Annotated in this window: 20 protein-coding genes; 6 read left to right on the top strand and 14 right to left on the bottom strand. The window is 67.6% G+C overall.

Annotated elements, in window-relative coordinates; translation table 11 throughout:
* Window positions 1-4: 4 nt before the first annotated feature.
* The 4 genes from AC5Y2L_RS12000 (at window position 5) to AC5Y2L_RS12015 (ending at window position 6,010) form a co-directional block, all read left to right on the top strand.
* A complete protein-coding gene (locus tag AC5Y2L_RS12000) occupies window positions 5-2,524 on the top strand; it encodes a protein kinase domain-containing protein (RefSeq protein ID WP_499934668.1) in 2,520 nt (839 codons plus the stop codon).
* 110 nt (window positions 2,525-2,634) lie between these two features.
* Entirely contained in the window at window positions 2,635-3,825 is a 1,191-nt protein-coding gene (locus AC5Y2L_RS12005; RefSeq protein ID WP_499935020.1) for a glycoside hydrolase family 3 N-terminal domain-containing protein, read from the top strand.
* Window positions 3,826-3,954: 129 nt separating this feature from the next.
* Window positions 3,955-4,935: a proteasome assembly chaperone family protein gene (locus AC5Y2L_RS12010; RefSeq protein ID WP_499934670.1), complete on the top strand. Its 981-nt coding sequence runs from the start codon at window positions 3,955-3,957 to the stop codon at window positions 4,933-4,935.
* 49 nt (window positions 4,936-4,984) lie between these two features.
* Complete coding sequence (locus AC5Y2L_RS12015) at window positions 4,985-6,010, top strand: alpha/beta fold hydrolase (RefSeq protein WP_499934671.1); 1,026 nt, start codon at window positions 4,985-4,987, stop codon at window positions 6,008-6,010.
* A gap of 72 nt (window positions 6,011-6,082) precedes the next feature.
* Here the strand turns inward: AC5Y2L_RS12015 and AC5Y2L_RS12020 are convergent, their stop codons facing one another.
* The 3 genes from AC5Y2L_RS12020 to AC5Y2L_RS12030 form a co-directional block, all read right to left on the bottom strand.
* Window positions 6,083-6,568 carry a peroxynitrite isomerase gene (locus AC5Y2L_RS12020; protein ID WP_499934672.1) on the bottom strand — a complete coding sequence of 162 codons (486 nt, stop codon included), beginning with the start codon at window positions 6,566-6,568 and terminating at the stop codon, window positions 6,083-6,085.
* Window positions 6,569-6,610: 42 nt separating this feature from the next.
* Complete coding sequence (gene nrdR / locus AC5Y2L_RS12025; RefSeq protein ID WP_499934674.1) at window positions 6,611-7,075, bottom strand: transcriptional regulator NrdR; 465 nt, start codon at window positions 7,073-7,075, stop codon at window positions 6,611-6,613.
* A 120-nt stretch (window positions 7,076-7,195) separates the two neighbouring features.
* Entirely contained in the window at window positions 7,196-7,681 is a 486-nt protein-coding gene (locus AC5Y2L_RS12030) for a LysM peptidoglycan-binding domain-containing protein (protein WP_499934675.1), read from the bottom strand.
* 272 nt (window positions 7,682-7,953) lie between these two features.
* Here AC5Y2L_RS12030 and lexA point away from each other — a divergent pair, with 272 nt between their 5' ends.
* Entirely contained in the window at window positions 7,954-8,649 is a 696-nt protein-coding gene (gene lexA, locus AC5Y2L_RS12035; RefSeq protein WP_499934676.1) for a transcriptional repressor LexA, read from the top strand.
* Between the two features lie 8 nt (window positions 8,650-8,657).
* Here lexA and AC5Y2L_RS12040 read toward each other — a convergent pair whose 3' ends face one another.
* From AC5Y2L_RS12040 to AC5Y2L_RS12080, 9 genes are all read right to left on the bottom strand, one after another.
* Entirely contained in the window at window positions 8,658-10,922 is a 2,265-nt protein-coding gene (locus AC5Y2L_RS12040; RefSeq protein WP_499935022.1) for an LGFP repeat-containing protein, read from the bottom strand.
* A gap of 372 nt (window positions 10,923-11,294) precedes the next feature.
* Window positions 11,295-12,455 (bottom strand): acyl-CoA dehydrogenase family protein, encoded by a 1,161-nt coding sequence (locus AC5Y2L_RS12045; RefSeq protein WP_499934678.1) that lies wholly within the window; start codon window positions 12,453-12,455, stop codon window positions 11,295-11,297.
* Window positions 12,456-12,563: 108 nt separating this feature from the next.
* A complete protein-coding gene (gene hflX / locus AC5Y2L_RS12050; protein WP_499934679.1) occupies window positions 12,564-14,012 on the bottom strand; it encodes a GTPase HflX in 1,449 nt (482 codons plus the stop codon).
* A gap of 50 nt (window positions 14,013-14,062) precedes the next feature.
* Window positions 14,063-14,932, bottom strand: coding sequence for a diaminopimelate epimerase (dapF, locus tag AC5Y2L_RS12055; RefSeq protein ID WP_499934680.1), 870 nt, complete (start codon window positions 14,930-14,932; stop codon window positions 14,063-14,065).
* A gap of 4 nt (window positions 14,933-14,936) precedes the next feature.
* Entirely contained in the window at window positions 14,937-15,878 is a 942-nt protein-coding gene (gene miaA / locus AC5Y2L_RS12060) for a tRNA (adenosine(37)-N6)-dimethylallyltransferase MiaA (protein WP_499934682.1), read from the bottom strand.
* Window positions 15,875-16,570: a class III extradiol ring-cleavage dioxygenase family protein gene (locus AC5Y2L_RS12065; RefSeq protein WP_499934683.1), complete on the bottom strand. Its 696-nt coding sequence runs from the start codon at window positions 16,568-16,570 to the stop codon at window positions 15,875-15,877. Before AC5Y2L_RS12065 ends, miaA begins: the two co-directional genes overlap by 4 nt.
* Before the next feature lie 9 nt (window positions 16,571-16,579).
* Entirely contained in the window at window positions 16,580-17,554 is a 975-nt protein-coding gene (locus AC5Y2L_RS12070; RefSeq protein ID WP_499934684.1) for a DMT family transporter, read from the bottom strand.
* 119 nt (window positions 17,555-17,673) lie between these two features.
* Window positions 17,674-18,657, bottom strand: a complete 984-nt coding sequence (locus tag AC5Y2L_RS12075; protein WP_499934686.1) for a DMT family transporter — start codon at window positions 18,655-18,657, stop codon at window positions 17,674-17,676.
* Between the two features lie 76 nt (window positions 18,658-18,733).
* The gene (locus tag AC5Y2L_RS12080) at window positions 18,734-19,711 is read right to left on the bottom strand and encodes a DMT family transporter (protein WP_499935023.1); all 978 of its coding nucleotides are present in this window, start codon (window positions 19,709-19,711) and stop codon (window positions 18,734-18,736) included.
* A 304-nt stretch (window positions 19,712-20,015) separates the two neighbouring features.
* On the opposite strand from AC5Y2L_RS12080, the gene AC5Y2L_RS12085 reads away from it, so the two are divergent.
* The gene (locus AC5Y2L_RS12085) at window positions 20,016-21,353 is read left to right on the top strand and encodes a DUF349 domain-containing protein (RefSeq protein ID WP_499934687.1); all 1,338 of its coding nucleotides are present in this window, start codon (window positions 20,016-20,018) and stop codon (window positions 21,351-21,353) included.
* Here the strand turns inward: AC5Y2L_RS12085 and AC5Y2L_RS12090 are convergent.
* On the bottom strand, window positions 21,350-21,976 hold the full coding sequence (locus AC5Y2L_RS12090) for an Rv2732c family membrane protein (protein ID WP_499934688.1): 627 nt from the start codon (window positions 21,974-21,976) through the stop codon (window positions 21,350-21,352). The genes AC5Y2L_RS12085 and AC5Y2L_RS12090 overlap by 4 nt on opposite strands.
* Window positions 21,973-23,523, bottom strand: coding sequence for a tRNA (N6-isopentenyl adenosine(37)-C2)-methylthiotransferase MiaB (gene miaB, locus AC5Y2L_RS12095; protein ID WP_499934690.1), 1,551 nt, complete (start codon window positions 23,521-23,523; stop codon window positions 21,973-21,975). The genes AC5Y2L_RS12090 and miaB overlap by 4 nt, the downstream gene beginning before the upstream one ends.
* Window positions 23,524-23,541 lie beyond the last annotated feature (18 nt).

The raw sequence follows: 23,541 nt of genomic DNA on the forward strand, positions 1-23,541 counted from the left end.
GCCGGTGGACGAGGTGGTATTTGGCCGGTACCGGCTGATCGCGCTGATCGGCGAGGGCGGCATGGGCAAGGTGTACAAGGCCCATGACAGCGTGATCGGCCGTGATGTCGCCGTCAAGGTCTTGCCCAGCGAGCTAAGCGCCGAACCGGGCTATCGGGAACGGTTTCGCCGCGAGGCCCATATCGCAGCTCGGCTGACCGAGCCGCACATTGTCCCGATTTACGACACCGGCGAAATCGAGGGCCAGCTGTATCTGGTGATGCCGGTCATCACCGGCACCGACCTGCATGGCCTACTGGCCCGCGACGGCGCGATGGCCCCGCAACGCGCCGTCCACGTGATCGAACAATTGGCTGCGGCGCTGCAGGCCGCCCATTCCGCGGGGCTGGTACACCGTGACATCAAACCGTCAAACGCGCTGGTGACCGCGGATGAGTTTGCGTATCTGATCGATTTCGGCATCGCCCATGACGCGACGGCCACCAAACTCACCCAGACCGGCACCATGGTCGGCACGGTTGCCTATATGGCCCCCGAGCGCTTCACCGCCGGCACCATCGATCCCCGCGCTGATGTCTACTCGCTGGCTTGTGTTTTGTACGAGTGTCTGACCGGGGCGCAGCCCTATCCCGGGGACAGCATGGAACAGCAGATCGCCGGGCACGTGGCGCAGGACCCGCCGAAACCCAGCGCCGCCAACCCGGCCATCGGCGCCGCGTTCGATGCGGTGATCGCCACTGGTATGGCCAAAAATCCCGACGAGCGCTATCAGAGCGCAAAAGAACTGGCCCGCGCCGCCCGCCAGGCCCTGACCGAGGTACCCGCCGCCCCGCCCGTCAAGCCGACTCAAACACCGCCCGGGCCCGACACGCTGCGCCAGCAGCCCGCCAAATCGAACGCGACCCCGCCCCCGCGGCGAAAGACGCCCGCCAAGACACGGGAGGTCATTCCGCGAGACAAGCTCGGTGCCCTGAGCAAGATCGGCCAGGGCGGGCAGGGGGTGGTGTATCGGGCGCCCAACGTGAAGACCAAGTTCGCTGCCTCGATGGTCTACAAGGAATACAAGGCCGCGGCTCGCGCCCAGATCGATTTCACCGCGCTGGCCGCGATGCCGGCTTTGGTAGAGGAATCGCTGTCCTATGCCGAGGCCGAACGATTGATCTCGATGGCGGCGTGGCCGTGCGCGATCGTCGAAGACCAAGGCAGCCCAACGGGTTTCGTGATGCCGGCGATTCCCGACGAGTTCCTCATCCAGCTGACCACGGTCAAAGGCGTCTCGTCTAGCACCGCCGAGTTTCAGCACTTACTGAACCATCCCTCGGTCCTGGCGGCCCGCGGCATCACCCTCGACGACGCGCAACGCTATACGCTGCTGCGCGAGGTCGCGTCCGGGCTGGCGTTCTTGCACAAGCACCGAGTGTGCGTCGGCGACATCTCACCGAAAAACCTGCTCTTCTCCCTGAGCCCGCATGAGGCCGTCTACTTCATCGACTGCGACGCGATGCGCATCAACGGTGTCTCGACGCTGCCGCAGGTGGAGACACCCGGCTGGAACGTACCCCCGGGCGAGGAACTGGCCACCATCTACTCCGACACCTACAAACTGGGTCTGCTAGCCCTTCGACTGGTAACCGGCGACCATGACACCACCAACCCCCGACACCTTCCCTCCGCCACCCCAGGCCAGTTGCGCCAGATCGTCACCGACACACTGACCAAGCCCGCACAACAGCGCCCGCTGCCCGAAGCCTGGACCTACGTGCTGGGCCACGCCATCGAGAAGGCTCAACACGAGCAGAAGAAGGCAACACCGGTCGCCCCGCCACCACCACCGCCGCCGATACCGGTCGTGCGCTCACGAGACACGCCCAATTCCGCGCCCCCGGTCCGCCCCTCCGCACCGCCGCCGTCACCGCGACCGTGGGGGGCGCCAGCGCCCGCGCCCACGTCCTCAAAGGGCCCGGCATGGGCCATCGCCGGTGTGGCCGCCCTGGCTGTCGCCGTGCTCGTGATCGCCGCGGTGGCGATCGCCGGTAGCAACGACAGCACACCGACAAGCACGACGGAAGCCTCATCGACCACCGGAGCTTGGCCGTATACCACTTCGTCGGCTACTTCGATCTCTACGTCGGCTGTCCCGGCGGATCCCGAGACGCAGCTACAGCGATGGCGCGCCGAGGACACTGCCTTCATCAGCGCCGGATTCACTGAACAGTGGCTCCCGCAACTCGGTTCCAAACATGGCGTGCCGCCGTGGACCCCCGACGACGGCATTACGTATTACCCCCAACAGATCGTGGCGGAACATCAGCAGCTCCGCCAGCAGTTTGGCGCCAGGCTTCTTTGGTCGGGTGACTGGACAGTGTGGGACCACGCGGACTACTGGGTCACCGTTGTGCCGCAGCGATTTTCCGACCCCGACAGTGTGCATAGCTGGTGCAGCAACCACGGTCGGGACAAGTGGCATTGCAGCGCCCAAATTGTCAGCAAGACCCGAGGCCCACGCGACGGTACTCACGGATGACCAGTAGCAGTCCCCGCCGGGAATTCCACGAGCCGCCTCAACACCAGAGGCAGCGACACCGTCCGCCGGCCCGGCCCCAACGCCGCCAATCGCCCTCGCTCCCAGCAACAATCGCGTTCGCGCTGCTGGCCGTGGTGGTAATCGTCGGCGTCGTATTTGCCGCGATTCACATGATCAGCGCACGCCACTCCGCCGCATCGCCGCGAAATGCCCAACCGACGGCATCGACCACCCATGCGCCGACTTCGGCCGCTGCGGCCGCGCCGCCGGCCTGCGGCGACCCAGGGTCGTCGCTGGCCACGATGCCGGTGCGCGACAAACTCGCGCAGCTGCTGATGGTCGGGGTGAGCGGAGCGGCCGACGCGCGTGCGGTGGTCGGCAATCAGCATGTCGGGGGCATCTTCATCACCAGCTGGACCGACCTGTCGATGCTGACCGACGGGTCGCTGACCGCCATCGCCGCGTCGGCCGGGCCGCTGTCCCTCGCCGTCAGTGTCGACGAGGAGGGCGGCCGGGTAGAGCGATTGTCGTCGCCATCGCTGCTGGGGCAGGCGCCGTCGGCCCGTGCGCTGGTGCGGGCGCACACGCCGCCCGAGCAGGTGTACCAACTGGCGCTGCAGCGTGGCCAAAAGATGCGGCAGCTGGGTATCACGATCGATTTCGCGCCGGTCGTCGACGTGACGAACGCACCCGACGACACGGTGATCGGCGACCGGTCGTTTTCCAACGATCCCGCCGTGGTCACGACGTACGCCGGCGAATATGCCCGCGGGCTGCGGGACGCCAAGGTATTGCCGGTGCTGAAGCACTTCCCCGGGCACGGCCGCGCGTCCGGCGATTCGCATACCGGTGGGGTGACCGACCCGCCGTTGGACGCGCTGAAGACCTTCGACCTCGTGCCCTACCGAACGCTGACCGGCCAGGCGCCGGTGGGCGTGATGATCGGACATATGCAGGTGCCGGGATTGACGGGCAGTGACCCCGCCAGCCTGAGCCGAGCAGCGGTCGCATTATTACGCTCGGGGACCGATTACAGCGGGCAGCCGTTCGATGGCCCGGTATTCACCGACGACCTGTCGAGCATGAAGGCGATCACCGACCGCTACGACGTGCCCAACGCGGTGTTGAAGTCGCTGCAGGCCGGTGCGGACACCGCGCTCTGGATCAGCACCGCCGAGGTGTCAGCGGTGCTCGACCGGTTGGAAGCAGCGCTGACCAGCGGTGAGCTGAACATTGCCAACATCGATGCTTCGGTCCGGCGGATGGCGATGGCTAAAGCAATCGATCGCTGCAGACACTGATCTGCCCGGTCGATACTTCGGCATGCCGACGGGGGTCTTGGCCATCGTTGTCCGATCTCGGTGCCCGTTTGATCTGAGGGACACTGGTTACGGCACCCTGGAGACCAGCTGGGAGAGGAGGCAACACCGATGGCGCGCCATCACCACCCGGACGACGACTACGACCAGCCGGGCCAGCCCGGTATCTACGAGCTGGAGTTCCCGTCGCCGCAGTTGTCGGCATCCGACGGCCGCGGCCCGGTGTTGGTGCACGCCCTGGAAGGCTTCTCCGACGCAGGTCACGCGATCAGGCTGGCCGCAGCGCACCTCAAGGCGGCCTTGGACACCGAGCTGGTCGCCTCGTTCGCAATCGACGAACTGCTGGATTACCGGTCAAGGCGCCCATTGATGACGTTCAAGACCGATCACTTCACCCACTACGAGGAGCCCGAGCTGAGCCTGTACGCCTTGCGCGACACCGCCGGCACGCCGTTCCTGCTGCTGGCCGGCCTGGAGCCGGACCTGAGGTGGGAGCAATTCATCACCGCGGTGCGGCTGCTGGCCGAACGCCTCGGTGTGCGGCAGACCATCGGGCTGGGCACCGTCCCCATGGCGGTCCCCCACACCCGGCCGGTCACCATGACCGCGCACTCGAACAACAAAGACCTCATCGCCGACTTCCAGCCCTGGATCGCCGAAATCCAGGTCCCCGGCAGCGCGTCCAACTTGCTGGAGTACCGGATGGCCCAGCACGGTCACGAGGTCGTCGGGTTCACCGTGCACGTCCCGCATTACCTGACGCAGACCGATTACCCGGCGGCGGCCCAGGCGCTGCTCGAGCAAGTCGCCAAAACCGCGTCACTGGAGCTGCCGTTGACAGCGCTGTCCGAAGCGGCCGCAGACATCCGGGCCAAGATCGACGAGCAGGTGCAGGCGAGCGCGGAGGTCGCCCAAGTGGTGGCGGCGCTGGAGCGCCAGTACGATGCCTTCATCGACGCCCAGGAGAACAGGTCGCTGCTGCGGCGCGATGAGGAGCTGCCTAGCGGCGACGAGCTTGGTGCGGAGTTCGAGCGATTCCTGGCTCAGCAGGCAGAGAAAAAGAAGAAGTTTGACGACGACGAGCCGACCTGAACGCCCTGAGCTATGCCGACAATGACGTTGGTGAAAGAGGTTTGGCGAGATGACCGAGCGGAAGCGCAACCTTCGCCCGGTGCGGGAAGTGACTGCGCCTTCGCTGCAGTTTCGCACCATCCACGGTTATAAGCGGGCGTTCCGGATCGCCGGCGAGGGCCCGGCGATACTGCTGATCCACGGCATCGGCGACAACTCCACCACGTGGGAGGGCGTACACGCCCAGCTGGCCCAGCGCTTCACCGTCATCGCTCCGGATCTTCTGGGGCATGGGAAATCGGACAAGCCGCGCGCCGACTACTCGGTCGCGGCGTACGCCAACGGCATGCGCGACCTGCTCAGCGTGCTCAACATCGAGCGGGTGACCATCATCGGCCATTCGCTCGGCGGCGGCGTGGCGATGCAATTCGCCTACCAATTCCCCCAGCTGGTCGAGCGGCTCATCCTGGTCGGTGCCGGCGGCGTCACCAAGGACGTCAACTTCGTGTTGCGGTTGGCTTCGCTGCCGATGGGCAGCGAGGCCATCGCGTTGCTGCGGTTGCCGCTGGTGTTACCGGCCGTGCAGGTCGCCGGCAAGATCGTCGGCAAGGCATTGGGGACCACCGCGCTGGGCCACGACCTGCCGAACATGTTGCGGGTGCTGAACGACCTCCCCGAGCCGACGGCGTCGGCCGCGTTCAGCCGCACCCTGCGGGCCGTGGTGGATTGGCGCGGGCAGATCGTCACCATGCTGGACCGATGTTATTTGACCGAGGCCATCCCGGTGCAGATCATCTGGGGCACCAGGGACGCGGTGCTCCCGGTTCGGCACGCGAGGATGGCCCATGCCGCGATGCCGGGTTCGCGGCTCGAGATCTTCGAGGGCTCAGGTCATTTCCCATTTCACGACGACCCGGCTCGCTTCATTGATGTAGTCCAGCGCTTCATCGACAGCACCCAACCCGCCGAATACGACCCGTCCGCGCTGCGCGCACTGCTCAGCCGGGGCGGCGGCGCCGGAACGGTCCACGGGCCGGCCGACACCCGCGTCGCGGTGCTGGAGGCCATCGGTTCCGACGAACGCAGCGCTACCTGATCAGCGCTTCCCGACGGTGGCTGCAAGCGGTCAACGGTGTTGTGACACAACCGAATTGAGCTGGAAGCGGTCTCACTGCTTGCGGTGCAACACCGCGGCCAGATGGTCCTGCAGGGGTTGGCCGACCGCGCCCATGCGCACCGTATAGGAAAGCTCGTCGCCGTCGATCCGGAACGAACGGCCCAGGGCGCTAACGGTTTTGGCCGTTGGAGTCAGTCCGATCGAGGAGGTGGCGAGCTCGATTTCGATCAGGTCGCCGCTCACCGAGTAGTTGCCCACCTCGATTTCGGTGATGCCGCTCGGATGAGCCAGCACCAGCTCGACGTGGCCGGGTTGCGGGGCACGCAGAAAACCCGTCTCGGCATGCAACGGCTTCCCGTCGGCCACCGCCTTGGTCTTTTGCGAGTAGGCCAGGAACGGCTTGCCCACATGGGTGAACACGACTTCCTCGAAATATTCGAAGGGCTCGATGGTCGGGTACTTACCGGTGCCGCGACCCGCCCAGGTGCCAAGCAGTGGTGCCAGCGCTTCAAGGTCGGCGTGTAGGTCGACAGACATAACGGCAGCGTAGCCCGACGACCGCTGCTGCAGAGCGCCGCCTCAATTCGGAGTCGACACCTTGCGGTGCGCCCGAAGCAGCTCGATCTCGCGCTCGAAATCGTCTGCGGAGGAAAACGATCGGTACACCGAGGCGAATCGCAGGTAGGCGACCTCGTCGAGTTCGCGCAGCGGCCCCAGGATCGCCAGGCCGACGTCGTGACTCGGGACCTCTGGTGATCCCGCCGCGCGCACAGTGTCTTCCACCTGCTGGGCCAGCAGGTTCAGTGCGTCGTCGTCTACCTGACGGCCCTGACATGCCCGGCGCACGCCGCTGATGACCTTTTCCCTGCTGAACGGCTCGGTGACGCCGCTGCGCTTGACCACGGCCAGCACCGCCGTTTCGACCGTGGTGAACCGTCGCCCGCATTCAGGGCACGACCGGCGACGCCGGATGGCCTGGCCCTCATCGGTTTCTCGGGAGTCGATCACCCGGGAATCCGGATGCCGGCAGAACGGACAGTGCATCGCCGCTCCTTCGCCGTGCCGACATCCCGGTATCGCAGACGACTCCGAGAGTACCTGTGCGCTCGCCGGCGGAGCCAAGTCCATGGCAGGAAGCTGTTTTCGCAGTACACCGCGTCTTCGTCAGCCGACGGGCGCGATCAGGGTTTGGCCTGCGACCAGCTTCGGCGATTTCAGGTCGTTGAGTTCGCGGATGCGTTCGGCGACCTGGTGGGCCGGCGCACCGGGCGCCACTCGCGCAGCCACGTCCTGAAGGGACTCGCCGGGCTCCACCCGAACCACGGCAAGCCGGTCGGGCAGGTGGGCGGCCGGAGCGGTCGACTCGCCATTGGCCAACTGGCCGAAATGCGCGATCACACCGAGCCAGAGGGTGATGATGCCGGCCAACAGTGCCAGCCCGACCGTCGTCGTCAGCTTGACCGGGCGCCTGCCATGTGGCGCGACCGACATCGTCACGCCGGTACCGCGGTAGTGCGTCGGCGCACCCGCGGGCCTCGTCGGACCCGAAGGGCCGGACCAGGCGGGCCGCCGGTAACGAGGGCCCTGAACCGGGCGCCGCAGCTCGGCGGGACTGCCGGCACGCGGCGAGATGGTGTGGATGGTTGTCATGTGCGTTCCTCCGGTCAACTGATCCTCGCTCGTGTGTTCGACTGTAGTCGCTCGCGTGTTCGAATACCGAACGTTTGAGCGAAGCGTGTCGCACGAGCAAAACGCTAGACCGCCCCACCGACAAGTTCGTCGGTCGCTGTCACTGCCATGCCGCCGGAATACCCAATTCGCCGAAGAGTTACACACTTGTTATTCGGCAGCTCTCGGGCCTCGGCGACACACCGGTCGAACACATGTTTGATTCTGTCGGTCCCTGCGGCTACATTCAAGGCATGAGCGACAGCAACGACACTTCAGCCGGCGCCGATGGCCGCTTGCATGCGGTGGGTTCCGGCCTCACCGAACGACAGCGCACGATCCTGGACGTCATCCGGGCTTCGGTCACCACCCGCGGATATCCGCCGAGTATCCGGGAAATCGGCGACGCCGTCGGCTTGACGTCAACGTCTTCGGTGGCGCATCAGTTGCGGACCTTGGAGCGCAAGGGCTATCTGCGCCGCGATCCGAACCGGCCCCGCGCGGTCGACGTCCGCGGGGCCGACGATGCCCCGGCGACTCCTGTCACCGACGTCACCGGCTCCGACGCCCTGCCGGAGCCCACGTTCGTTCCCGTCCTCGGGCGGATCGCTGCCGGCGGGCCCATTCTCGCCGAGGAAGCGGTCGAGGATATTTTTCCGTTGCCACGTGAGCTGGTCGGCGAAGGCACACTCTTCCTGCTCAAGGTGGTGGGCGACTCGATGGTCGAGGCCGCGATCTGCGACGGGGACTGGGTGGTGGTCCGCCAGCAGCACGTTGCCGACAACGGCGACATCGTCGCAGCCATGATCGACGGCGAGGCCACGGTCAAGACGTTCAAGCGCGCCGGCGGTCAGGTATGGCTGATGCCGCACAACCCGGCGTTCGATCCCATTCCGGGCAACGAAGCAACCGTGCTGGGCAAGGTGGTCACCGTCATCCGCAAGATATAGCCGACCGCTTAGTCGGCCCGGGTGAAACCGTTGGCTTCGGCGACTTCCTCACTGGCCAGCCAGAATTCAGGGAGCGTGTCCTCGTAGAGCTCGCTGGCGGGCGTGTAGTACAGGCCGAAGCGCGCGCTGGCCTTGATGGGATATCCCTCCGGAGCCTGATACGGGTCGTCCAGCGGCAAATGGATAGTGGGGCGGGTGGGCCGGGTTTGCTGCGGTGCCGCCTCTTCGGCAGCCTCGTCGGCAGCCGCGTGCCGACCGGCCCGGAATGGGACGGCTGACTCCGCGGCCGCAGCGATCCCCGGGGCTTCGGCGGCCTCGGGTGCCGCGGGGGCTTCGGGGCCTGCTGCGAAAGCCGCCTGTGATCGCGCATCCTCGGCACCAAGGTCCTCCGCGGCGTCCGGCGGCGCCTCGGTGAACAGGTCCTCGGGCGGCGCCTCGACGAAAAGGTCGTCTGAATCGCCGGCGTCGGGCGGCGCCTCGGCAAAGACGTCCTCGCCGCCGGCAGCATCGGCGGCAGGCACGTCAGCCGCGAGCCCCTGGTCGGCGGCGCCGCCGCCCTCAGCAAAGGCGGACTCCGCCAAACCGTCGTCCGTCAGCACAGGTATGGAATCGGTGTCGACGTCGTCCGTGTCCTCGTCCGGCTCGTGGAACCCCAGGTCGGCGATGTCTTTCTGCCGAGATCCCGAATCGTGAGCATATTCGGCGGCCGGCGACTCCTCTTCGGCCGCAACCGCGGTCATCGCAGAACGCGGCCAGCTGATCCTCGCCGCGGATCCGTCGTCGGGCACCGGTTGCTCACGCGAGTGCACATCGGAAAGGGGTCGCTGTTGGGCGGCGAATTCTGCGTCTTCGTGAGCCCACGGCTCGGCGGCGGTGACGTCGTAGCCGGAATCTGGCCCATGGTCAGGCTCGGGACTGGTGGCGTCGTAATCGAACGCGGTTTGGACTCGGCGACGCTTGCGCCAGCCCGCAAGCACCAATCCCAGCGCCAACAGCAGCATCAGCACCGGAATGATCCCCAGCAGATACCACCAGTGCCACGCGAACTTCTTTGCCGGCGCGGGCTGCGTCGAACCGCTCGGCTCGTTCTGGCCCGGCACCTGCAAACCGGACAGCAAGGGCGCCAAATTCGACGGGTTGGTGGTGAACGTGTTCGTTGCGCGGTTCCACGAGATCATCCCGCCGGTGAACTTCTGCGAGGTGACATCGCCGTCTACGGCCTGGTCGCCGACGGGCGCGCCCAGCTTGCCCAGAGGACCCTTGAGTTTGTCCCAGGCGGTCTTGATGGCACCGCGCACCACGAAGGCCCCATGGTCAGGTGTCCAGAAGATCACCGGTTTCTCGGGACCGGAGAACACGGCGATCCGGCTGGACGGGATGCCGCCGTCGGACTCGTTGGCGACCGGAAAACCCAGCTCGCTGCCCACCGGTCCGCCCAGCGACTCGTATTTCGCCAAGATGTCGCTCTCGACGGCGTTTGCGCCGGTGGCGGGGCTGTAATACACCTTGCCGCCGGCGAAGTCCTGCACGATTCCGTCGCCGCCGATGGGAGACTGACCGCCCTTCTTCGCGCCCAGCGGACCGGCAGCGCCGCCCGCCGCCCGCCAGGCCATGCTGATCGCGGCAGCGGGATCGACCTCGACCCGCAAATCCTTGAGCTGGTCGGCCAATACCGCCGGCTCGGCGGTGAACTGCTTGGTTCTCCGGTTCCAGGAGACGGCGCCCCCGCTGAACTTCTGTGACACCACGTCGCCGTCGTAACTTTCGTCAGCGACGGGCACGCCCAGCACGCCGCCCGAGCTGCCCAGCTTGTCCCAGGCAGCATTGAGCGCGCCGCGCACCACATGCGCACCGTGCGCGGCCGTCCAGTAGATGACCGGTTTGTCGCTGGCCGAGAAGGTGGCCACCCGGCTGTCGGGTCCGGCCAGCCCCGGAACTTCATTGATGGTCGGAAAGCCCAGGTCGCTGCCGGCCGGACCGCCCAGCGAATCGTATTTGTCCAGGACCGGGCCGTAGATGAACTTGGCGCCGGTGTCCGGGGTGAAGTACATCTTCCCGCCGGCGAAGTCCAGGGCGAATCCGTCACCAACGGGGTAGACGTCACCCTTCCGGGCACCCAGGGGTGAGGAGTCGCCGCCCGCCTTGTCCCACGCCGCCATCATGGCGTTCTCGGCGTCGCCGATCGGAGAAGCCACCGCAACGGAGGTCAACATGACGGCGGCCACCACCGTGACCGCCGAGCTGATCAGTGCCCGACCGAGCAGCTTGCCGATATATCCTCTCTGCCGGTTCACCGAGCCTCCCAGTTGACGGATATGTCCTTATCAGTGGCCACGCCCGTCATCCCCCATCGACAGTCGGCCTTGTCGCCGGGCTCGCCCAACTTTGCTAGAGCGAATGGCAATTGCGAAGGCAAATCCGCAATAGTTCGAAAACAGATACCCCGCCGAAGTCGAATTGATGCCAATTCCGGGCGGCGTGGCGAGATGGCGCGCCGCGGGCAAACACGACTGACCCGAGTGTTTGCCGGGCCGGCCCGGTCGCTCGCCGCCCTGGCAACCGTCGGCGTGGTACGCGAAGACACAAATGCCGACGTTACGTGACGCGCTCACACCCGGCGATGCGGACCCTTTTCGCGGCCGGCCTTAGACACTGAGGCTGCGGCCGATGATTTCCTTCATGATCTCGGTCGTGCCGCCGTAAATCGTCTGCACCCGGGCATCGAGGTAAGCCCTGGCGACCGGGTATTCCCGCATGTAGCCGTAGCCGCCGTGCAGCTGCAGGCACCGGTCGATCAGGTGGACCTGCTTCTCGGTGGAGTACCACTTGGCCATGGCGGCCTGCTCGACCGTCAGCTTGCCCTCCAGGTGCAGCGCTAGGAATTGATCGACCATGATGCGCACCACGGTGGCCTCGGTGGCCAGTTCGGCCAGCAAGAACCTGGTGTTCTGGAAATTGCCGATCGGCTTGCCGAACGCCTTGCGCTCTCGGGTGTATTGCAGCGTCTGCTCCAACACGGTCTCCATGGCCGTGGCGGCCATGACGGCAATATTGATCCGCTCCTGCGGCAGGTTCTGCATCAGGTAGATGAAGCCCTTGCCCTCTTCGCCGAGCAGGTTTTCCGCCGGCACCCGCACATCGGTGAAGGAGAGTTCCGCGGTGTCCTGGGCGTCCAGGCCGATCTTGTCCAGGTGGCGGCCGCGCTCGAAGCCCTCCATGCCGCGTTCGACGACGAGCAGGCTGAACCCCTGCGCGCCCTTGTCCGGGTCGGTCTGGGCCACCACGATCACCAGATCGGAGTTGATTCCGTTGGTGATGAAGGTTTTTGAGCCGTTCAGCACGTAGTGATCGCCGTCTTTGACCGCCCGGGTCTTGATGCCCTGCAGGTCGCTGCCGGTCCCCGGCTCGGTCATCGCGATCGCGGTGATCAGCTCCCCGGAGCAGAACCCCGGCAGCCAGCGCTGCTTCTGCTCCTCGGTGGTGAGTTTCAGCAGGTAGGGCGCCACCACATCGTTGTGTAGCCCGAATCCGATCCCGCTGTAGCGTCCGGCGACGGTTTCCTCGGTGACGATCGTGTTGTACCGGAAGTCGGGGTTTCCACCGCCGCCATACTCCTCGGGCACCGCCATGCCCAGGAAGCCCTGTTTGCCGGCCTCCAGCCACACCCCGCGGTCGACGATCTTGGCCTTCTCCCACTCGTCGTGATGCGGTGCGACGTGGCGGTCGAGGAACGCCCGGTAGGACTCGCGGAACAAATCGTGTTCCGGTTCGAAAAGGGTGCGCTGGTACTTGACGGCAGTGCCCATGCGTGACGACCTCCGGATGTCAGAAGACGCGATGTCTGCTGCCCAACATATACCAACCGGGTGGTTGGTCGATGGCTGGCGGTGCCGAGCGTGTCAGGGGCCCGGCCCCTATACGGAGAACTCGCGCAGGCTGGCGGCGAGCGCCACCGGAACCCTGGCGCGAATCCGGGTGCCCTCGGGGTTGTGCTCGGCCTGCTGCACCCGGCCGTCGGCGTGGACGCGCGATACCAGGTCACCGCGGTGATACGGGATCACGACGTCGACGGTGGTGTCAGTGGGCTTCAACAGCTCGGCGAGCTCGGCCATCCGCCGCCGAAGGGCGTCGATCCCGTCGCCGGTGCGGGCGGAGACGAACATCGCTCCGGGCAGCTCGTGGCGCAGCCTGGCCAGCATCAGGTCGCCGGCGGTGTCGATCTTGTTCACCACCAACAGCTCGGGCGGACGCTGCCCGTCATGATCGGCGATCACTTCGGAGATCACGGCACGAACGGCGCTGATCTGGGCCAGCGGGTTGACGTCGGAGCCGTCGACGACGTGCACCAGCAGATCGGCATCGACCACCTCCTCCAGCGTGGAGCGGAAGGCCTCCACCAGCTGGGTGGGCAGATGGCGCACGAAGCCGACGGTGTCGGTCAACACGAACGGCCTACCGTCGTCGAATTCCGCGCGGCGGGTGGTGGGCTCCAGAGTGGCGAACAGCGCGTCCTCGACCAGCACGCCGGCGCCGGTCAGCGCGTTGAGCAGGCTGGATTTCCCGGCGTTGGTGTAGCCGACGATGGCGATCGACGGGATGTCGCTGTGCAGTCGGCGGCTGCGTTGGGTGTCGCGGGCCTGCTTCATCGCCTTGATGTCGCGCCGCAGCTTGGCCATCCGCTCGCGGATGCGGCGCCGATCGGTCTCGATCTTGGTCTCACCGGGGCCGCGCAGGCCCACCCCGCCGCCGCTGCCACCGGCACGACCGCCGGCCTGCCGCGACATCGACTCACCCCAGCCGCGCAGCCTCGGCAGCATGTACTCCATCTGGGCCAGCGACACCTGCGCCTTACCCTCGCGGCTGGTGGCGTGCTGGGCGAAGATGTCGAGGATCAACGCCGTGCGGTCGATGACCTTGACCTTGACCGCCTTCTCCAGCGCGGTCAGCTGCGCCGGGGACAGCTCACCGTCGCAGATGACGGTATCCGCTCCGGTCGCCACCACCACGTCACGCAGCTCGGCCGCCTTGCCCGAGCCGATATAGGTCGACGGGTCGGGCCGGTCACGACGCTGAATGAGCCCTTCGAGTACCTGTGAGCCGGCGGTTTCGGCCAGGGCAGCCAGCTCGGCCAGGCTGGCCTGGTTGTCAGCGGCGCTGCCATCGGTCCACACGCCGACCAGGACCACCCGCTCCAGCCGCAGCTGGCGGTATTCGACCTCGGAGACGTCGGCGAGCTCGGTGGACAACCCGGCGACCCGGCGCAGCGCAGACCGGTCTTCGAGAGCGAGTTCACCGAGACTGGGTGAGGATTCTGGGACGCCCCCCAGCGGGGAATCTGCCGCGGGCGAATCGGGATGTGTCATAACCAATATCGATGGTGGCACGGCGGTCGCCGTCGCGCATCCGAATAAATTCAGGCCGGCGCGTCCCACCAGGTGTCGGCGATTTCACCGTGGGCGACCAGGACCGAGGGTCCCCGCAAGTAACTCGTGGCGTTGGTGACGGTGACCATGACGTCACCGCCCGGGACGCGCACGGTGAGCGTTCCGGTGTCCGCGCCGGCGAAAGCCAGTGCGGCGACGGCGGCCGCGACGGTCCCCGTTCCGCAGGACCGGGTCTCACCGACGCCGCGCTCGTGCACCCGCATCCGGATCAGCCCGGCTTCGGGTGCGGTGAGCACTTCGATGTTGACCCCGGCCGGGAACTGGGCGGTGTCGAAGCTGACCGGGGCGGCGACATCCAGGGCCGCCAGCTCGTCGGGAGTCAACTGCGGATCCACACACGCCAGATGCGGGTTGCCCACGTCTATCGCCATGCCTTGGAAGCGCCGGCCGCCGATGACGGCTTCACCCGCGCCCAGCTGGTTGGGCTTGCCCATGTCGACGGTCACATCGGCGCTGGTCGCATCGACGTGGTGCACGGTGACCAGCCGCGGGCCGGCCAGCGACCCCACCACAAACTCTTCGCGTGGTTCCAATCCGGCTGCGCGCAGGTAGTGAGCGAAAACCCGCACGCCGTTGCCGCACATTTGCGCCGTCGACCCGTCGGCGTTGCGGTAGTCCATGTACCAGTCGTAGGAGCTGACGCCGTCGGGCAGCCGCTCGAGCGAACCGGCCCGCACCGCCGCGCCCGCGGTGGTGACCCGCAGCACCCCGTCGGCGCCCAATCCCCGGCGCCGGTCGCACACGGCGGCCACCCGGGCAGGGGTGAGCTCCAACTCGGCCTCGACGTCGGGCAGCAGCACGAAGTCGTTCTGGGTGCCGTGGCCCTTGGCGAAGATCACCCGATCAGGATAGGTTCCGCCACACCCGCACCGCTTCCTCGGCGATGAGGTCGGTGTCCCCTGCCGCATCGAGCCAGTGGATCCGGTGGTCGCGGCGAAACCAGGATCGCTGTCGTCGTACATAGCGGCGGGTGCCCACGAAGGTCTGGTGTTGTGCAGCGCGCAACCGGTCTTCGACGTCGGCCGGCTCGGCGTCCAACGCGGCGATCACCTGTGCGTAGCCCAACGCGCGTGCGGCGGTGACCCCGTCACGCAGACCCTTGCCCAGCAGGGTGCGCACCTCCCGCACCAAGCCCCGGTCGAACATCGCCTCGGTGCGCTGCGCCAGCCGTTCATCGAGAACCGTTGTGTTGCAGTCCAATCCGATGATGGCGGTGTCCCACCGCGGGGTTCCGATGCGCGGGGCAGACGCGGCAAACGGCCGGCCGGTGAGCTCGATCACCTCGAGTGCCCGCACCGTGCGCCGGGCGTCGGTGGGCAGAATCGCGTCGGCGGCGGCCGGGTCGCGGCTGGCCAGCTCGGCGTGCAGCCGGCCTACCCCGACTTCGGCCAGCCGGCGCTCCCAGCGCACCCGGACGGCGGGATCGGTGGCCGGAAACGACCAGTCGTCGAGCAGCGACTGGACATACAACATCGAGCCGCCGACCACGATCGGCACCGCGCCCCTGGCCGTAATCGCCTCGATGTCGGCGCCCGCGGCCTGCTGGTAGCGCGCGACGCTCGCGGTTTCGGTGACGTCGAGCACGTCGAGCTGATGGTGTGGGACGCCGCGGCGCTCGTCGACCGACAGCTTGGCGGTGCCGATGTCCATGCCGCGATAGAGCTGCATGGCATCGGCGTTGACGACTTCGGCGCCGACACCGATGCTGCCCAGTCGCTCGGCGACGTCGAGCGCCAGCCTTGACTTGCCGGTGCCGGTCGGGCCGACGATGGCGAGCGGTCTCACGGCTGCCAGACACCCACGAAGTAGCCGACCCCGTAAGGGGCTCCACGGTAGAACTCCTTGGCGGTCCGTAGTCCGGGCTCGGCCACGCCGGCCAGCACCTGAAACGCCACCCGGCCCAGGATCTGGTTCGGCAGTCGGGTCAAGGCGTCGACGTCGCCGCCGGCCAGCGCGTCGTCGAGGGCCAGCTGGGCGTCCGCATTGCGCGGGTCGTAGCCGCCCGGGGCCGCCGGCGTCAGGGTGTTGGCTCCGTCAGCGACGACCAGCACACCGATCGGGTCGCTGGACTGGTCGAGCTCGGCCCGCAGGCTTCTGCCGATGGCCAGGGCGCGTTGGGCTTCGTGGTCGCTGCGGTACACCCGGACCTGCGCGCGGGCCTCCGGCCTGGCCCGCTCCCGCACCCAGGCCCCGATCAACGCGCACAGCGGCAACTCGGCCGGCGTGATTGGCGGGCCGGACCGGTGCGGCTCGAGGTGCACCGGCACGTCGACGCCGAAACCCGCGAAGGTGCCGGCGCAGTCGGGGTTCACCACCTGGTCGGTGCGGCCCGTTCCGACCACGACCCAGCGCGACGGCAACAAGCCGGCGGCAGCCAGTACCGCCGCCGTCAGATCGGCCACCTCGGCAGCGGCCGCTCCGGCGAGTTCGGGAACGAGCACCGGCGCCGAAGGGACAATCGCGATGCCGCTCAGCACGTCACCAAACTAACGTCTCGGCGCGCACCCTATGTCGCGTCCAAGCTCGGGGGCGGCTTCGTTCTGGACCGGCGGTCCAGCGGGCGCGGTTGCGTCACCGGACAAGTCTTGCCCGGCTTCGGCGACCATCGTCGCGGCCTCGCCGCGAGCCAGCGCCACCGTCGCGACGATCACCAGTGCCACCCCGGCGGCCAGCACAACCGCCTCGGCGCCGCTGGCCGTGAGCGCCTCGCCCAGTAGCGTCACTCCGAGCACGGCTGCTACCAGAGGCTTGGCGACGGTCATCGTCGGCAGCGAGGCCGTCAGCGCACCGGCACGGAAAGCAGACTGCTGAAAGATCATCCCGGCCAGCGCTGCAGGCAACCAGGGATAGAACTCCGGAGTGCGCAGCACCGCCCCGAAGCCGTCGTCGTGCAGTACTTCGACGACTCCCTTCGTCAACACGGCGAACAGCGCCAACGACGAACCCGCCACCAGCGCCAACAGTGCCGCCGCCACCGGGCGGCCGGCCCACACACGGGCGGCCACGACGCACGCCACCAAGGCCGGACCCATGACGGCGCCGACGATCATCCAGGTGTGCAGTGACGTGCGTGGCTGGCCGACATCAGGGTGGCCGACGACGATGACCACCGCCAGGGCAGCGGCCAGGATGACCGCCCAGACCCACTCCCGGCGGGTGATCCGATGCCCGGTGATCCGCGCGTAGATCGGCATGGCGAACAGCAGAGCCGTCACCTGCAGCGAGGTCACCAGCAGCACCGAGCCCCAGACCAGTGCCACCGCCTGCAGGCTGTAATTCAGTACCGCCATCACGCCGCCCAGCCACCACCGGGTGTCGCGCAACGACAGGCCGAACAGCTGCAGGTGACCGACACGCTCGTCGGTGATCTCGTGTGCGGAGCGCTGCCGGATCACATCGCCGATCGCCGACGCCAGCGCGGCGCACAACGCGATTACCGCGGCGAGCTCGACTTTCGACATGGATGATCCTCAATCGTGTGGACGGGGTGTCCCCAGGCTATGACGTACCCATCGCAGCGCATGATGCCGCTTGCCACGTCCCGAAATCAGCGGCTGCGCTACGCCACCGCGGACGCGGATCAGCGGGGCGGACCTGGCGTGCGCACCAGGCCGCCGGACTGGTGTGCGCCCGCCCGGGCCCATGGTGCATTCGGTACTACCCGTGGATCGGTGATGACGGGAATTCGTCCGCTCTCGATCGCCTCTTCGGTCACGTTCTCGGCCTCACCACGGGCCAGGGCGAAGGTCGCGACGATCACCAGCACCACCCCCGCGGCCACCACGAAAACTCCGGTCCTGGTGGTATGCAACGTCTCGCCGAGCACCACGACCCCGAGCAGCGAGCCGACCAGCGGCTTGGCGACGACCGACGTGGGCAGGGAGGCCGTCAGCGACCCCGCGCGATACGACGACTGCTGGAAAATCATGCCTCCCGCCGCCGCGGCCAGCCAGAAATAGAACTCGGGAGCCGCCAGCAGCGCGATCAGGCCGCCGTGCACCACCTCGACCACCGCCTTGGTGAGCACCGCGAACAGGGCCAGCGAGCAACCGGCGACCACCGCCAGCAGCACCGCCGCCACCGAGCCCGTCCAGAACCGGGCGCCCAGCACGCAGAACGCCAACAGCGGACCCATAACCAGGGCAACCGCCGTCCACGTTCCCAGCGAGCCACGCGAGACGCCGCTGCCCGGGTCGCCGATGGTGACGACCACGGCGAGCGCGGCGGCCAGCAGGACCGCCCAGGCCCATTCCCGTCGGGTCACCCGGACCTTGGTCAGATACGCGTAGATCGGCAACGCGAACAGCAGCGCGGTCACCTGCAACGCCGTCACCAGCATCACCGAGCCCAGCGCCAAGGCCACGGCCTGCAGCACGTAGTTAGCGATCGCCCCGCCCGCACCCAGCCACCACTTGGTGTCGCGCAACGACAACCCGAACAGCTCGAGGTGGCCGACGTCCCTGTCGGTGATCTGCTCCGCAGACCGCTGCCGGAAGACGTTGCCCACTGCCGAGGCGAAGGCCGCCAGCAGCGCGAGCACCACGGCGATGTCGACTTTCGCCATCAGCAGCTACCTCCCCAGGCGTATCGGACGCTCTTCTCGCTGCATCTGGCCGCCGTGAATCCCGCGCAATCCAAGTTCAACACCTACTCAATCGACGTATCTCTGACCCGTCCGGTTCCAATACCTCACCGAACGCCTCCGGCGCGACCACCAGATCGCCGGAATCTCCGCCGGCGGCTGCTCCGGAAACCATCGTGGCCGCTTCGCCACGCGCCAGGGCCGTCGTCGCGACGATCACCACCACGACCGCGCAGACCAGGCCGATCAGCTCCGGACCGTCGGCACCGAGTGTTTCGCCCAGCACGGTGACGCCCAGCACCGAGGCCACCAGCGGCTCAGCGACCGTCATCGCCGGCAACGACGCGGTCAGCGCCCCGGCGCGGAACGACGACTGGCCGAACACGGTCCCGACCCCCGCGGCCAGCAACCAGAAGTAGAACTCCGGCATGAACAGCACCGCGGCGAAACCGTCGTGCGTGGTGTCGTCGAGGACGTCGACGACGGCCTTGGTGAGCACCGCGAACAGCGCCCACGACGTCGCCGACACCAGGGCCAGCAACACCGCGGCCGGCCGGCCCGCCCAGATTCGCGCACCCAGGACGCAGAACACCATCGCCGGGCCAATCACCATCGCCACCACGGCCCAGGTCTGCAGCGACGCCCGCTGATACCCTTCGGCCGGTTCACCGATCGCAACGAAGGCCGCCACCGCCGCGGCCAGCACTACCGCCCAGCACCACTCCCGGCGGCTCAGCCGATGTTTGGTCACCCAGCCGTACACCGGCAACGCGAACAGCAGCGACGTCACCTGAAGGGCCTGCACCAGCACCACCGAACCCAATCCCAAAGCCACCGCTTGCAGGCCCGCGCTGGCCACCGGCGCCACTCCGCCCAGCCACCAACGCGTATCGCGCAGCGACATGCGCAGCAATTCGACATGCCCGACCTGTTTGTCGGTGATTTCCTGCGCCGACCGCTGGCGGACCACGTCGCCCACACCCGAGATCAAGGCGGCCAACAGCGCAAAAAACGCCGCGATATCAACCTTCGCTATCGTGACGCCTCCCACCGACCCGGCCGCCATGCCCCGGGTTCCGTCGATGCCGTGTGCCGCCACGCTACCGGCGTTGTGCGACATCGCCCTACCGTCGGGCGGATGGTGGAACCGATTTGTTATCCGCCGCTTGCATTTCCGCAGCAATGCGCCAGGTCTGGGCCAGCCACCGGCAGAAGGGCTGCCAAGCTGCTTGAATACTCTTGGAACGGTGACGCAGAGCCGGTAGACAAGGTGCCGCTGAGCGCGGCAGGTGCGCGGGAGATCGCCGCGCAATGGGTTGCAGAGGGTAGGTGATGAAGGCATGACGGCTGACCAGCCGCGCGGTAAGGATGCACCGGATTCACCCAAGCCTGCGCCACGTCCGGGACCGCGGCCCGGTCCCCGGCCGGCGCCCCGACCTGCCGCACACCCGTTCGTCGTGCCCCCGCACAGCGACCCGCACCAATTCGGGCGGGTCGACGACGACGGCACGGTTTGGTTGGTCACCCCGGCCGGCGAGCGGATCATCGGATCGTGGCAGGCCGGTGACCCCGAAGCCGCGTTCGCCCATTTCGGCCGCCGATTCGACGACTTGAGCACCGAGATCACCCTGATGGAGGAGCGGCTGACGTCGGGAACCGGCGATGCGCGCAAGATCAGGGCCAATGCTGTCGCGCTGGCCGAGACATTGCCGACGGCGTCCGTGCTGGGCGACGTCGACGCGCTCACGCAGCGATTGACCAACCTGATTGCCCGCATCGACGTCATCGTGGCCGCGGTTCGCTCCCGTCGGGAGGTTCATCGGGCCGAGCAGACCGCCCGCAAGGAGGCGCTGGCCGCCGAGGCCGAGGACCTGGCCGCCAATTCGACCCAATGGAAAATCGCCGGCGACCGATTGCGCGCCATCCTCGACGAGTGGAAGACGATCACCGGCCTGGACCGCAAGGTCGACGACGCGCTATGGAAGCGCTATTCGGCGGCCCGGGAAACGTTCAACCGTCGCCGCGGGTCTCACTTCGCCGAGCTCGACCGGGAGCGGTCGGGGGTCCGTCAGTCGAAGGAGCGCCTCTGCGAACGCGCTGAAGAGCTGTCCACGTCGACGGACTGGACCGCCACCAGCGCCGAATTCCGCAAGTTGCTGACCGAGTGGAAGGCGGCGGGCCGGGCGACCCGGGATGTCGACGAGGCGCTGTGGCGTCGCTTCAAAGCCGCCCAGGATGCGTTCTTCACCGCACGCAACGCCGCGAGCGCCGAAAAGGACGCCGAGTTGCGGGCCAACGCCGCAGCCAAAGAGGCGCTGCTCGCCGAAGCGGAGAAGCTCGAGACCAGCAACCTGGATGCCGCCAGGGCCGCTTTGCGCTCGATCGCCGAGAAGTGGGACGCCATCGGCCGGGTGCCCCGGGAACGGACCGCCGAGTTGGAGCGGCGGCTACGGGCCGTGGAGAAGAAGCTGCGCGATGCCGGTGACTCGGGCTGGTCCGACCCCCAGGCCCAGGCCCGTGCCGAGCAGTTCCGCAACCGCGCCGAGCAGTTCGCACAGCAGGCCGAGAAGGCCGCCGCCGCCGGGCGGACCAAAGAAGCCGAAGAGGCCCGGGCCAACGCCGAACAGTGGCGGCAGTGGGCCGACGCCGCAGCCGAAGCGCTGACCCGCAGGTCCTAGCCTTTGTCGTTTTCCGGGGGCTTGGGAGCCTCCGGGTTGTCTTCGTCGTTCGGGGTATCACCCACCGTGTCCAACAGCGTCCGGGATTGCTGCTGCGCAACGACTCGTCGCCGTTGTTCCTCCGCGGCGAGTTGCACGATGGTGCGCGCCCACACCACGCGAGTCCAGTGAAAGGTCAGCAAGATCACCGTGATCCAGGCGACGAAAAGCCCCACCCCGGGGCCGGGATGCCCGGCCGACACGGTCTGGCGCGACCAGATGGCCAGCATCCCCGCGGCGCAGGCCAATGCCGAACCCGCCAGCGCAATCCAGGCCAGCGCCCAGCGCCGGGTCAGCAGCGCCAGCATTGAGAAGCCGACGCCGAATACCAGGGCGAGCCAAGTGAACACCCGGGACGGCAGGGCTATCGCGGCCGCACCGGCGCCGTGACTGCTGAACAGCACGTCCCAACCGCGCACATTGCCGGTATGCGGCAGGATGAACGATCCCAGCAGCACGAACACCAGGATCGCCACCACGAAACCCCTTGGGCCCGGCTCGATTTCACGGGCGATGCGGCGTTCCGCGGCCTCGATCTCGGATCGGAAGGCGTCGAAGCCGGGTCCGTCGGGGTCGGCGTTCATCGGATGCACCCGAGCGGTTCTGCGATGACCGGCTCGGCCGGCCGGCCGATACCGGGCATGCCGAGGCCGGTACGGCTTATGGCGCGCGGCCGCTGCCCCGCCGCGTGCGCGTCGCCGGCCCGGGTACGGCGATGGGTCAGGACGCCCGCGTCGGCGATGAGATGGTGCGGCGCTGCATCGGTGATCCGGGTGGTGATGATGTCGCCCGGCCGAACCTCGTCATGCGCGGCGAAGTGCACCAGCCGGCCGTCGCGCGACCGCCCGCTCATCCGCGCGGTGCGGCTGTCTTTGCGTCCCTCACCGGTGGCTACCAACAGTTCGACCTGCCGGCCCACGATGGCTTTGTTGCCCTGCAGCGAGATCTGCTCCTGCAGTTCGACCAGCCGCTCATAACGTTCCTGCACAACGGCTTTCGGCAGCTGTCCCTCGTAGGTGGCGGCGGGGGTGCCGGGCCGCTTGGAGTACTGGAAGGTGAAGGCGGCGGCGAACCGGGCCTGCTTCACCACGTCGAGGGTGGCCGCGAAGTCTGCCTCGGTCTCACCGGGGAAACCCACGATCAGATCGGTGGTGATGGCCGCGTGTGGCATGGCCGCCCGAACCCGCTCGATGATGCCCAGATAGCGCTCAGCACGGTAGGACCGCCGCATCGCACGCAGCACCCGGTCGGAACCGGACTGCAGCGGGATATGAAGGGCGGGGCAGACATTCGGCGTCTGCGCCATCGCTTCGATGACGTCGTCGGTGAACTCCGCGGGATGCGGGGAGGTGAACCGCACCCGTTCCAGCCCGTCGATGCGCCCGCAAGCACGCAGCAGCTCCGCGAACGCGCCGCGATTGCGCGGCAGCGCCGGATCGGCGAAGGACACGCCGTAGGCGTTGACGTTCTGGCCCAGCAGCGTGACTTCGAGCACGCCGTCGTCCACCAGTGACTGCACTTCGGCCAGGATGTCGGCCGGGCTGCGGTCCACCTCTTTGCCGCGCAGCGACGGAACGATGCAGAAGGTGCAGCTGTTGTTACAGCCGACGGAGATGGAAACCCAAGCGGCGTAGGCGGATTCGCGAGCGCTGGGCAGCGACGACGGGAACTGTTGCAGCGCCTCGGCGATTTCGACCTGGGCTGCCTTGTTGTGCCGTGCCCGATCGAGCAGCGTCGGCAGCGACCCGATGTTGTGCGTGCCGAAGACCACGTCCACCCACGGCGCTCGGCGCAGCACCGCGTCTTTGTCCTTCTGGGCCAGGCAGCCGCCGACCGCGATCTGCATGTCGGGGTTGCGCCGTTTGCGTGGTGCCAGGTGGCTGAGGTTGCCGTACAGCTTGTTGTCGGCGTTTTCCCGCACGGCGCAGGTGTTGAAGACGACCACGTCGGCGTCTCCAAAATCCGAGCCGTCAGCCGCCCGCTGATAGCCGGCAGCTTCGAGCAGTCCCGCCAGCCGTTCGGAGTCGTGGACGTTCATCTGGCAGCCGTAGGTGCGCACCTGGTAGGTACGCGTCGACGCCGCGTCTGGCGCCACGGCCTCTCCCGCCACCATCGAAGTCACGGGGGACATGGTACGGCGACTGGGGCC

Source organism: Mycobacterium sp. NGS66 (assembly GCF_059812225.1).

Excerpts from the sequence above, each read along its gene's own strand:
- lexA (WP_499934676.1), top strand. The coding sequence starts at position 7,954 with ATGAGCGACAGCAACGACACTTCAGCCGGCGCCGATGGCCGCTTGCAT.
- miaB (WP_499934690.1), bottom strand. The coding sequence starts at position 23,523 with ATGTCCCCCGTGACTTCGATGGTGGCGGGAGAGGCCGTGGCGCCAGAC.
- AC5Y2L_RS12020 (WP_499934672.1), bottom strand. The coding sequence starts at position 6,568 with ATGTCTGTCGACCTACACGCCGACCTTGAAGCGCTGGCACCACTGCTT.
- nrdR (WP_499934674.1), bottom strand. The coding sequence starts at position 7,075 with ATGCACTGTCCGTTCTGCCGGCATCCGGATTCCCGGGTGATCGACTCC.
- AC5Y2L_RS12030 (WP_499934675.1), bottom strand. The coding sequence starts at position 7,681 with ATGACAACCATCCACACCATCTCGCCGCGTGCCGGCAGTCCCGCCGAG.
- AC5Y2L_RS12015 (WP_499934671.1), top strand. The coding sequence starts at position 4,985 with ATGACCGAGCGGAAGCGCAACCTTCGCCCGGTGCGGGAAGTGACTGCG.
- AC5Y2L_RS12070 (WP_499934684.1), bottom strand. The coding sequence starts at position 17,554 with ATGTCGAAAGTCGAGCTCGCCGCGGTAATCGCGTTGTGCGCCGCGCTG.
- AC5Y2L_RS12090 (WP_499934688.1), bottom strand. The coding sequence starts at position 21,976 with ATGAACGCCGACCCCGACGGACCCGGCTTCGACGCCTTCCGATCCGAG.
- AC5Y2L_RS12075 (WP_499934686.1), bottom strand. The coding sequence starts at position 18,657 with ATGGCGAAAGTCGACATCGCCGTGGTGCTCGCGCTGCTGGCGGCCTTC.
- hflX (WP_499934679.1), bottom strand. The coding sequence starts at position 14,012 with ATGACACATCCCGATTCGCCCGCGGCAGATTCCCCGCTGGGGGGCGTC.
- AC5Y2L_RS12085 (WP_499934687.1), top strand. The coding sequence starts at position 20,016 with ATGACGGCTGACCAGCCGCGCGGTAAGGATGCACCGGATTCACCCAAG.
- AC5Y2L_RS12010 (WP_499934670.1), top strand. The coding sequence starts at position 3,955 with ATGGCGCGCCATCACCACCCGGACGACGACTACGACCAGCCGGGCCAG.
- AC5Y2L_RS12045 (WP_499934678.1), bottom strand. The coding sequence starts at position 12,455 with ATGGGCACTGCCGTCAAGTACCAGCGCACCCTTTTCGAACCGGAACAC.